Below are 11,154 nucleotides of genomic sequence, written 5' to 3'. Positions count from 1 at the left end.
TTGCGATCGCCACTGGACGAGGCCTGCCGGTACGCGGTGCCGCGCCCGTCACGCTCCCAAAGGATTTCGCCCTGGCCGGCGGACGCGCCTTCGGCGATCAGCTGGCGTTTGAGCACCTTGTGGGTGGCGGTGCTGGGCAGGTCGGCGGCGATGCGCACGTACCGCGGCCAGGCCTTCGGGGACAGGTCGGGTTGCGCGTCGAGGAAGGCTTCGAACGCATCGGGGTCGAGCTCGGCGCCGTCGTTGAGGACGATCGCGGCCATCACCTGATCTCCCACCCGTTCGTCCGGGACGGCGTATACCGCGGCGCGATTGATGGCGCTGTGCCGCAACAGGATCCGCTCGATGGGAGCCGCGGCCAAGTTCTCGCCGTCGACGCGCATCCAATCGGCGGTGCGCCCGGCCAGGTAGATCCAGCCGTCGGCGTCGCGGTAGGCCAGATCCCCCGACCAGTACATGCCGTGGCGCATCCGTTCGGCGTTGGCCTCGGGGTCGTTGTAGTAGCCGGTGAAGAACCCCGAGCCCGCGGTGTTGACCAACTCGCCCACTGCCTCGTCGGCGTTGGCCAGCGCCCCGTTGGCGTCGAAGCGTGCGACGGCGCATTCGGTGACGGTCTCGCTGTTGTAGATCGCGACCCCGTCGACGCCGCGGCCGATCGACCCCTTCGGCGTCCCGGGTTCGCGGATCACGATGACCGCGTTCTCCGTGGAGCCGAAGCCGTCCTCGACCTGAACGCCGAAGCGGCGGGCGAACTCCTCGATGTCCTTGTCGTTGGCCTCGTTGCCGAACGCCACCCGCAGTGGGTTGTCGGCGTCGTCGTCGCGTTCGGGGGTGGCGAGGATGTAGGCCAGGGGCTTGCCGACGTAGTTCATGTACGTGGCCCCGTAGCGGCGGATGTCATCGAGGAAGTTGCTCGCCGAGAACTTCGCCGGGACGATCGCGGCGCCGGAGGCCACCGCGGGCGCCCAACCGGCGACGACCGCGTTGGAGTGAAACAGCGGCATGGACACGTAGCAGGTGTCCTGCTCGGTCAGCCCGAATCGCCCCATCAGGCTGAGCCCGGCGACCACCGCCATCAGGTGGGAGACCTGGACCGCCTTGGGATTACCGCTGGTTCCCGACGTGAAGATCATCATGAACGCGTCCGTCGCGGTGACCTCGCGATAGGGGACCAAATCGCCCGTGCCCCTGAGGAATTCGGCCCACTGCGGCGTCGAGGTATCCAGGATTTGCGTGCCCCCGAGGTCCAGACCGTCGAGCAGCGGCCGATGCTCGGGATCGGTGACCACGAACTGACAGTCGGCCCGTCGGATGTCGGCGGACAGAGCCTCGCCGCGCCGCGTCGTGTTCACTCCGCACAGCACGTACCCGCCGAGCCCGGCCGCCGCCATCTGGGCCAGCATCTCCGGCGTGTTTCCCAGCAGGGCGCCCACGTGCATCGGTCGACGCGGGTCGGCGGCGGCGATCAGGGCCGCGGCTCGCGCCGTCGCCTCGGTGAGGTATTGATCCCAAGTCCATTGCAAATGGCCGTGTTTGATGGCGACGGCAGGGTCGGTCAGGCGCTTACGCAGTAGCGCCTGAATCGTGTCGTCGGCCATCGCAGCGGTCCACCTTCGGTTACGAGACGAGACGGTCCGTCTTATCTTAGCGGCGGTCCCCCGCCCCGCGTTCTAGCCGCCCACCATCATCAGTCCGCCGTCGACGGCCAGCAGTTGCCCGGTGATGAAGCCCGAGCCGGTGCCGGCCAGGAACACGAGCATGGGCCCCACGTCTCGCGCGGGATCTCCGAGTTTCCCGCCGATCGGGATCATCAGCTGCATCTGCTGATCGATCAGGGCGCTCGCTTCGGGACCCAGGAAATCCCGGAAACGGTCCGAGCCCGGTGTCTGCACCGCAGGAGCCAACGCGTTGACGGTGACGTTGTCGGCGCCCCAGGCTTTCGCGGCCGATCGTGTCCAGGCCTGCACCGCGCCCTTCGTTGCGGCGTAGACCGCCGAGATCGCGCTGCCCTGCACGGCTTCGGACGACCCGAAATTGATGATCCTGCCGCCCTTGGGGTTCTGCTCTTTCATCACCGAGTAGGCGGCCTGATTGGTCAGGATGGTGGCCTTCACGTTGGTGTCCAACAGGAACGAGATGTCGTCGGCGCCGATGTAGCCCGGAATTCCGGCCTGCCACAGCCCCGCGGCGTTCACTAGGACGTCGAGCCCGCCGAGGTGGTCCGCGGCCTGCCGCACCATCGCCGTAACGGCGTCGGCGTCGCGCGCGTCGCACTGCAGCCACGGGTTCGCCAGCCCATCCGGCGGCGGGGTCTTGTGGTAGGTGCCGACCACCTCGGCCCCCGCGTCGGTGAGGACTCCGATGGCGGCCGCGCCGATACCGGTGGCTCCGCCCGTTACCAGGATCCGCCTGCCTTGCAGCACCTTTTGCATGCCGCGAGCGTAGCGCCCGTCAAGCGGCGTCCCGAGCTAGGTGCGTACCGCAATCGACGACAGCAGATCGGCGAGCCGCTCCGGCTGGTCGAGCATCGAGAACGTGCGCGCCCCCTCGATGACCTCGAGGCGGGCGTTGGGGATGGTCGCGGCCAGCCGTTCGCCGTCCGCGAGCTCGAAGAACACGTCGTCGGCCGACCAGGCGATGAGCGTGGGCTTGTCGAACTCGTGCAGTCGCGCGGCGACGCCGGTGGTGACCTCCGTGCGCATCGAGAGGCTGAACTGGCGCAGGTCTTCGGCGATCGCCGGGTCGGACAGCCCCGGACGCACCCATGCCTCGGTGAGTTCGTCGATGTTGGTGTATGCGAGCCCGTCGAAGGCGCGCTTGCGCGCGGCCGGCGCGCGCATGGCCTGGGCGACGGTCTTGAACATCATCTTGGACTTGGCCGCCAAGATCACCGGCTTGAGGATCGGCGGTGGAAAGTGTTCGAACGCATCGCAACTGGTGAGCACCAGCGCCCCCAGCCGCTCGGGATGGTGCACCGCGACGAGTTGGGTGACGACCCCGCCGGTGTCATTGCCGACCAACACCACGTCCTCGAGATCGAGGGCGGCAAGCACCTCGGCGACCATGCCGGCGACACCGTAAATGGTCCGGTCGGCGGCCGGCCGCAGGGGCTGCGGATGCGCGCCCAGGGGCCAGGTGGGGGCGATGCAGCGCAGCCCGCGATCGGCGAGGCGGATGCTGACCTGACGCCACAGTTGGCTGCCCATCATGTACCCGTGCGCGAAGACGACGGGCCTGCCGTTCTCGGGTCCGGTTGCTTCGTAGTGGATGGTCCCGGCACTAATGTCGATCGTCGACATGGCTGACTCCTACATTGAAAGGTACATTTACAAACAGGCTGTCTGTTCGTAAGTTACCAACAGGCTGTATGGAAATCAAGAGACGAACCCAGGAGGAGCGCTCCGCGGCGACCCGCGACGCGCTGATCTCGGCTGCCCGCCGCCTGTGGGGTCTGCGCGGTTACGCGGAGGTGGGCACGCCGGAGATTGCGACGGCCGCGGGGGTCACCCGCGGCGCGATGTACCACCAATTCGCCGACAAGGCAACGCTTTTCGCCGAGGTGGTCGAGGCCGTCGAGCAGGACGTGATGGCCCGGATGGGCACCATCGTGGCCGAGTCCGGGGCGACGACGCCCGCCGACGCGATCCGGGCCGCCGTCGACGCCTGGCTCGACGTTTCCGGCGATCCCGAGGTGCGCCAGCTGATCCTGCTCGACGCGCCCAGCGTGCTCGGGTGGCCGGCTTTCCGCGACGTCGCGCAGCGCTACAGCCTGGGCATGACCGAACAGCTGCTCACCGAGGCCGTCAAGGCCGGGCAGTTGGCCGAGCAACCGATGCGGCCGTTGGCCCACATCCTGATCGGCGCGCTCGACGAGGCGGCCATGGTCATCGCCACCGCCGACGATCCGAAACGCGCCCGCCGGGAGACGGGGGAGGTGCTGCACCGGCTGATCGACGCGATGCTGGACGAGCGTTGATCGACGGCAGCTCTCGGCTTCTGGTTACCGGGGTGCGTAAGCGCTCGGAATGAGACGATGTTTCCCGTGACGGACGGCCGGGGCATTCCGGCGCACGGCCAAAGCGCCCAGAGCGAGCTCGGCGCCTCAATCGACGAGCTGGTCGACCGCGCGGTGTCCGCGATCAACCGCGGAGACACTAAGACGGCGACGACATTGGCCGCTCAGGTGCTTGCTATCGATCACGGGAACGCCGACGCCGAGGACTTGCTGTCGATCGCGCCCGGCGCGGACGGTGAGATTCGGCGGCTGACGATTCTGTTCGCCGACGTTGTCGATTCGACCGTGCTGTCGACCCGCGTGGAGCCTGAGGTCTATCGCCTGGTGGTCGGCGGCTACCGGGACATCGTTTCGCGCGCGGTCGACCGCTATGGGGGCCACATCGGCTCTACTAAGGGCGACGGATTGTTGGCCGTGTTCGGTCACCCGGCCGCGCATGAGAATGACGTCCGCCGGGCGGTTCACGCGGCACTGGAGATTGCGCGGGAAGTAGCACGGCTCAGCGAGCAGATCCAACGTCGTTTCGGGTTCGAGATCGCCGCGCGCGTTGGCGTGCATCGCGGGCTGGTGTATCTGGACACGGCGCAGGACGACGTGTACGGGTTGGCGGCGAACTTGGCGGCCCGCCTGTCGGGGCTTGCGGCACCGAATTCAGTAGTGGTTTCCGATCCGGTTGCGGCGCTGGTGCGCAGCCACTTCGAGCTCGAGGAGCGGCCCGCCGCCCCGGTGAAGGGCGTCGCCGGGTTGATCGCTCACCACCGCGTCGACAGCGAACGTGTCGAGCGGCCGACGGACGTGCATGGTCCCTTGGTCGGCCGAAAGCGCGAGCTGGCGCGCCTTCACGAGTGCTGGGCGCAAGCGCAAACCGGCACACTCACCACTTCCGGACTGTTCTTCTCCGGCGAACCGGGCCTCGGCAAAAGCCGGCTGGTGGGCGAAGCCACGTTTCTTGTCAAGCGCTCGGGTGGGGTAGTGCTGGAGCTGGCGGGATCGCCCTTCCACACCCACGTGGGATTCCACCCGGTCCGCTCGCTGCTGGAACGGCGATGCGGCATAACTCGTCTCACCGATGCCGCGACGCGGCTGCGCCTGCTACGGGACGAAATATCCGCGCGCGGGCTAGACCCGCCCACCACCGTGCCGGGACTCGCGCCAGTTCTGGCAATCGGACCAGAACATGGCTACGAGCCGGTGCAAGCCGAGGGCCGCAGGCTGGAGCAGTTGATCACCTCGACGGTGGGCTCCTACCTGAGGGCCTGCTTGAATGATGCGCCGGCGCTACTCGTCGCCGAGGATCTGCAGTGGTTCGATCCGTCGACGTTGGAAGTGGTCGGCGCAATGCTGCGGGGCGGGGATGGACGGCTGCTTGCCGTGCTCACCAGTCGTGATGAAAAGTCGCTCCCGAACGATTGGCAGACAGAGCAATTCGACCTGGGCCCGTTGACAGACGAAGAGACCGATGAGCTCATCGTCGCGCTCGACCCGACACTCAACGACGACCAGCGTGCCTCGGTGCAGCGCCGCTGTGACGGCGTGCCCTTCTACATCGAACAGGTCGTCGCGGGCCTGCGTATGACGCCGTCGGACGACACCCAGGTGCCCGACGCGCTGTACGAACCGCTATTCGCGCGTCTCCGCGCCGGGAAGAACGTCGTGCCGGTTGTCGAAGCCGCCGCCGTAATTGGCCGTGTCGTCGACCGATCGCTGTTGACGACGGTCTCGGAGCTCGACGAGGAAACGGTCGACGAAGTTGTCGACCAGCTGACGGATGCCGGGGTGTTCGAGCGAACGGGGCACGCCCACTGGCGTTTTCGCCACGAACTGCTCCGCGAGGTCGCCGACGAACTCGCGCCGCCGAGCGTGCGGCGCAAATTGCACGCGAAGGTCGCCGACGCTTTAGTCCACAACATGGCTGGTGACCCGGACTGGCCGCTGGTTGCCTCTCACTACGAACAGGGCGGCCGGCATGCCGATGCCGCATCGGCCTACCAAGCGGCGACCGCCGCTGCCCGTCGCCGCGGCGCTCTCGCCGAGGCCCGTACCTATCTGACCCACGTGCTCACCCAAGTCGAGCAATGTCCACCTGGCCCGGATCGCGACCGGCGCGAGATCGCGCCGCGGCTCGAGCGCGGCTATCTCACTGCCACCGCCGAAGGCGCGCAAAGCCGCGTCGCCGCTTCAGACTTCGAGCGCTGCCTGCAGCTTGCGGGCACCGATGCCCGTGACGACGACCTGCTCGCGACGCTGACCGCCGTGGGTGCTTACTACCTCTGGCGTTCGGACCTGTGCCGGGTTGACTCGGTCTTGCAGGCCGCAGTGGCGGCCACCGAGCACGGTCGGCAGGGGTTCCGGCCGGCGCTATGCGGCTCGACGGGCATAGTTGCGTGGTTGCGTGGTGAATTCGCCACCGCCAGCGAGCATTTCGATCAAGCCGCGGCTGGTCTGGCCGATGATTACGAACAGCGGCTACAGGACATGTGGTTTGTCCCGCACGACCCCGTGGCACTGGCGCATGAACACCTGGCCTGGTATCGCCTGATACAAGGGGATCTCGCCGGCGCCGATGTGCAACTCAAGCGTGCCGTCGACCGCGCAAGCCGACTCGGCTACCCACAGAGGCCCTACAACCATCTCTACGCCATCGACATGGACGTGTGGGTCCGCGCCGAAATCGGTCAGTACGACCGCGCTCGCGCTCTGGTCCGCGAAATGGCCGACACCTCAGAACGTTACGGGCTCGATTATCTGTACTGGCAGCTACTGACCGCGACCGAAAACGCGATGGTCGATGCGCGAGCCGACATCGCCGCACGGCGCCCCGACCCCGCCGTTTTGCCGTCCCACGTCGAGGCACTGACCCAGGTGATCGAGGTATGGCAGGCGCTGGGAGCCAGCACATACCGGCCCTTCTACTGGTGTGTCTTGGGGCAGCTCTTGACAGTCGCCGGGCAACCAGACGAGGCCCGAACGCGCATCGGTGGTGCGCTGCGATTCACGGCGGATACCGGCGTGCGCTTCTACGACGCCGAACTGCTGCGTGCGCGGGCGCAGACTCACACAGACGCGGATGCGCGAGCTGACGACCTCGCCGCCGCCCGCGAGCTTGCTCGCCACCAGGGTGCGCCGCTCTTTGAAATCCGGGCAAGCCTCGATGACTTCGACCTGCGGGGCGAGCCGGCACGACAACATCTAATTGATGCCGTCGCGAAGATACCGAAAGACAGTCCGCTACCCGAGCTTGCGCGAGCGCACGCAGCCCTGCATTAGCCAGCGTCACCACCGGCGACCCGAAATGGCCTCGCGGATCGGGAATTTTCTCCATATTTCGGGGCCTTAGGATCCGGCGTCTCGGGCGCGGGCCGCGGCCTGCGTGCGGTTGTCGACGCCGAGCTTGGTCAGGATGGCGGCGACGTGGTGCCCGACGGTCTTCGGGCTGATGGACAGTTTGGTCGCCACTTCGGCGTCGCTGTGCCCGGCGGCGATCAACGTAAGGACCTCGCGTTGCCGCCGGGTCAGCCCGTCCGGGTCGGAAACCGTGCCCGCGCCCCTTCCGCGACGAGCATCCCCACGCAGCGTTGTCAGGCGCTGCTGGGCCCGGCGGGCCGCCGCTCGCGCGCCGAGGCCGCGGAAGGTGGCCAGCGCCGATTCCGCCGCGGCGATGTCGCCGCCGAGCCGGGCGATGGCCGCGTCGTAGGGGCAGCCCCGGCGTTCCCAGGCCGCCGCGGCGCCGCGCCAGTCGCCGCCGATCTCCAGCTGGAACGGAGTGACTGGGCCATCGCCGGCGATTGGCTCTGGCGGGCCACCGGGAAGTTGGGCCCAACGGCGCAGCTGCCAGATCAGCCAGGGATTGCGGTCCCCGCCCATCTTGGCCAGTGAACGTTGCGCGACGCTGCGAGCCAGGTCGTCGTCGCCCGCCAGCCAGGCGGCTTCCGCGCGTGCGGCCCACATCGGGAAGAACCGCTGTTGCTCTATCTCGTAATCGGATTCCAAGTCGTCGAGCAGCGAGGCGACCGGTTGTTCGCCCCGGCGGGCGTTGATCAGCGCCAGGGTGATGCGCGGCGAGATCCAATTCACCAGCGTCAGCCCGGGGCGGGTCAGCAGATCCTCCGCGCGCGCGGTGGTGCGATCCCACTGGCCGCGATGCAGGCCCGCCAACATGTCGGCGCCGTCGGCGATTCCCTCGAAGAGGTAGATGCCGCGGTCGCGGCAGTAGGCGACGGTGTCGGCGATGTAGCGATCCGCCCGATCGGGGTCGTAGTGCATCGCCGCGATGTACCCGTTCACCGCCCCGAAGAAGGCGGCGGTCTCGCCGCGGGCGTCGGCGTCCTTCGCTTGGTGCCAGACCGCTTCCAGTTCGTCCCAGCCAGTGTCCGTGCGCACGACATTGGCCAACGCGGTGTAGCCGCGCGCGCGGACCACCGCCGCGTCGTCGCCGAGTTGGGTGCCGACGGTGATCGCCCGAGCCGCGTAGTCGGCGCACGCCGGGTCGAAATTCCACAGGCCCTGCTCGGCCATGTTGACCAACGACCAGGCCAGCTGCGGGCACGGGTCGGCGTCCTCCAGCAGGCGCAGGGAGGCGCGTGCCGCGTCGGCGGATTCGCTGACCCGACCCAACCCCCACAATCCGTGCGACAGCCAGCGCAAGTCGTCGCCCTCGCCCAGCCGGTCGCCCATCGCCTGGCGCAGCGCGATCGCCTCGCGCCAGGACGACACGGCGGCCTCGCCGCGCCCGCAGAGGTAGCACGCCACCGCGTGTTGCTCGAGCCACTGGACCCTCTTCTCGGCCGGTTCGGTGTCGGCGCGCCGCAGCGCGAGCGCGAACAGGTCGGCGGCCTGCCGCGGCGCCCCGAGGGCCGCGGCGCGCTCGGCCCCGGCCACGCCGTAGCGGATCACGGCTTCGGCGGCGTCGACCTGATCGGCGTGAAAAGCCAACGCTGCGAACGTGTTCGGGTCGATCGGTGATTCGGCAAGGGCGTCCAGTGCGCGGGCGTGCAGGGCCTTGCGCTCATGGGCGGGGATTTGGTCAATGGTCGCGCGCCGGGCCAGCTCGTGCCGAAACCCGATCGCGTCCCACTCCGTGTGCAGCACCCCGGCGTCGAGGCATTCGGCCAGCCCCGCGCTGCCGGCCGGGCATGCCTTGTCCAGCACCGCCGGGTGCACCCGTGGGCCGCAGACGGCCACCGCGTGCGCGGTCTCGCGCGCCGCGGGGGACAACCGCCCCAGGCGGCCCCAGACGGCCTCGGTCACTGTGCGCGGCAACGCATTTCGCTGCAGCGCTTGCGCCCCGGCCGCCAGCACTTCCGTGGCGTAGAACGGGTTTCCGCCGGTGAGTTCGTACAGTTGGTCCGCGTTGACACCGCTGCCGGCGGAGAGCACCGCGACCGCTTCCCGGCTCAGCGGCTCCAATCCGACGCGGCTGACCCCCGCGCACGTCGCAATATCCCCGAGCGCCACCGAAAGCGGGTGCTGCCGGTCAAGCTGGTCGTCGCGATAGGACACCACCAGCAGCAGCGGTAGCGAGTCGATGCGCCGGGCCAGGAATCGCATGAGGTCGAGGGTCGCTCCGTCGGCCCAATGGGCGTCCTCGATCAGCCAGACCCAGCGGTGTCCGTCGCGCAACACAGTCAGCAGCCGCCGGTATAGCGCGCCGGTGTCACCCGATTCGATCGCGTCATCCAAAGCCCGGGCCGCCGTGGGACCCACCCCGCCCAGCGCGTCCAGTAGCGGGCCCAGCGGCCGTGGCGCGGCCAGCGGGTCGCACCAGCCGCGCAGCACCCGCATCTCGTCGAGGCCCGCGGAGAAGCGGGTGATCACCGCGGTCTTGCCCACGCCGGCTTCACCGCGCAGCAAGACCGCGTGGCCCTTGCCCTTTCGCACGGCGCGGGCCAGTGCGGCCAGCTTCGCGAGGACGGCCTCACGTTCTAGCAAGCGCTCCACGTGACAAGTAAACCGGCGAATGTCGAGTTGTCGCACCGAAAACGCGTCGATCGCCCAAACTCCTCGACGCTGGACAGATGGTCAGCGGTGGCTCTGGGCGAAGAACTGCCAGATGGTGTCGGTGGCGTTGAGCGCCGTCGACGGTTCGGGGATGCCGGCGAGTTCTGCGAGCGGGCTCGGCTGGCCGCCGGGCCATTGATGGCCGGCGCCGGCCACCGAGATCAACTCGACGGTGCGCCCGTCGGGGCATCCGGCCGTCTGCGTGGTCACGCTGCCGGCGGTGGTCGAGGTCGGGGGTCCGCACCCGTCGATGGACCGCCAGGTGGCGTTGACCGACTCGACCGAGGGGCCGTCGACTCGTGGATTCCCGTTGATGGCGAAGGCCTTTCCGGGTCCGCCGTTGTAGGGCACCCGGTCGTCGGCGGTGCCGTGAATCTGCAGCACCGATGTCGGTCGCGCTTGGGAGCAGTCGGTGAGCAGCGTGCCGGCGACGGGGGCGATCGCGGCGAAGGTGTCGCTCTGGCAGCCCAGCCGCAGCGCCATCATGGCCCCGTTCGACATGCCGGTTGCGTAGACGCGCGCGCGATCGACGGGGATCTCCTGTTCGATGGCCCCCACCATCGCGGTGAGGAAACCGACGTCGTCCGTATTCGCGCGCTGCGGTTCGCCGCAGCAGGTACCGGCATTCCAGGCGCGGTTGAGCCCGTCGGGATAGGCGACCAGGAAATGCCCGGTGTCCGCCTCGGCGTCCCAGTTGTAGGACCGCTCGGCCTGCGCGCCGTTGCCGAAGCCGCCGTGCAGCATCACCACCAGGGGTGCCGCGTCGGGCAACCCCTGCGGTCGGTACAGGTGAAAGGTCCTGCTGACACCGCCGGAATCGATGGATTGCGTGGACTGCCCGACCGGAATCGGTTGGGCGCCGGGCGTTCCCAACGCATGACCGCCGCCGACGCAGCCGCCGAGCACCACGACCAAAATCGAAGCGAGACCGACACCGAACCCCCGAGCACACAGCGATCGCATGAACCCATCCTGGCAGCCGGCCCACATTTTGACAAGGTACTTGTCAAAATGCACTCAGGTGGCACACTCTTCCCATGCGACGTGTTGCGGACGGCCACTGGAAGCCCACCGTCCCGGCGCTGGTGAACCTGGTGGCCGCCTCGGGCGCGCCCCGCTTGCGGGCCGCGTTCGCGGCTGCC

The 11,154-nt window shown here is 68.6% G+C and carries 7 protein-coding genes and 1 pseudogene; 3 read left to right on the top strand and 5 right to left on the bottom strand.

Annotated elements, in window-relative coordinates:
• From fadD1 to N415_RS29855, 3 genes are all read right to left on the bottom strand, one after another.
• Positions 1-1,598, bottom strand: a 1,598-nt coding sequence (gene fadD1 / locus N415_RS29865; protein WP_068189771.1) for a fatty-acid--CoA ligase FadD1, incomplete at its 3' end; no start/stop codon positions are given.
• Between the two features lie 72 nt (positions 1,599-1,670).
• Positions 1,671-2,432 carry an SDR family oxidoreductase gene (locus N415_RS29860; RefSeq protein WP_068189768.1) on the bottom strand — a complete coding sequence of 254 codons (762 nt, stop codon included), beginning with the start codon at positions 2,430-2,432 and terminating at the stop codon, positions 1,671-1,673.
• Positions 2,433-2,468: 36 nt separating this feature from the next.
• Positions 2,469-3,299 (bottom strand): alpha/beta hydrolase, encoded by an 831-nt coding sequence (locus N415_RS29855; RefSeq protein WP_068189766.1) that lies wholly within the window; start codon positions 3,297-3,299, stop codon positions 2,469-2,471.
• A gap of 68 nt (positions 3,300-3,367) precedes the next feature.
• On the opposite strand from N415_RS29855, the gene N415_RS29850 reads away from it, so the two are divergent.
• A complete protein-coding gene (locus N415_RS29850) occupies positions 3,368-3,976 on the top strand; it encodes a TetR/AcrR family transcriptional regulator (protein ID WP_068189762.1) in 609 nt (202 codons plus the stop codon).
• Positions 3,977-4,042: 66 nt separating this feature from the next.
• Positions 4,043-7,282, top strand: coding sequence for an adenylate/guanylate cyclase domain-containing protein (locus tag N415_RS29845; protein ID WP_239645737.1), 3,240 nt, complete (start codon positions 4,043-4,045; stop codon positions 7,280-7,282).
• Positions 7,283-7,348: 66 nt separating this feature from the next.
• Here N415_RS29845 and N415_RS29840 read toward each other — a convergent pair whose 3' ends face one another.
• Positions 7,349-9,952, bottom strand: a complete 2,604-nt coding sequence (locus N415_RS29840) for a LuxR family transcriptional regulator (RefSeq protein ID WP_081665608.1) — start codon at positions 9,950-9,952, stop codon at positions 7,349-7,351.
• Between the two features lie 81 nt (positions 9,953-10,033).
• Positions 10,034-10,975: a PHB depolymerase family esterase gene (locus N415_RS29835; protein WP_068189774.1), complete on the bottom strand. Its 942-nt coding sequence runs from the start codon at positions 10,973-10,975 to the stop codon at positions 10,034-10,036.
• A gap of 74 nt (positions 10,976-11,049) precedes the next feature.
• Here N415_RS29835 and N415_RS33400 point away from each other — a divergent pair.
• A pseudogene (locus N415_RS33400) lies at positions 11,050-11,154 on the top strand (MarR family transcriptional regulator); the annotation flags it as partial.

The sequence above is a fragment of the Mycobacterium sp. UM_CSW genome, assembly GCF_000455205.1.
Taxonomy (GTDB): domain Bacteria; phylum Actinomycetota; class Actinomycetes; order Mycobacteriales; family Mycobacteriaceae; genus Mycobacterium.
This window is presented reverse-complemented; position numbering and strand designations above follow the sequence as displayed.

What these genes read in the sequence shown, in the direction of transcription:
- N415_RS29860 (WP_068189768.1), bottom strand. Translation starts at nt 2,432, where the DNA reads ATGCAAAAGGTGCTGCAAGGCAGGCGGATCCTGGTAACGGGCGGAGCC.
- N415_RS29855 (WP_068189766.1), bottom strand. Translation starts at nt 3,299, where the DNA reads ATGTCGACGATCGACATTAGTGCCGGGACCATCCACTACGAAGCAACC.
- N415_RS29850 (WP_068189762.1), top strand. Translation starts at nt 3,368, where the DNA reads ATGGAAATCAAGAGACGAACCCAGGAGGAGCGCTCCGCGGCGACCCGC.
- N415_RS29835 (WP_068189774.1), bottom strand. Translation starts at nt 10,975, where the DNA reads ATGCGATCGCTGTGTGCTCGGGGGTTCGGTGTCGGTCTCGCTTCGATT.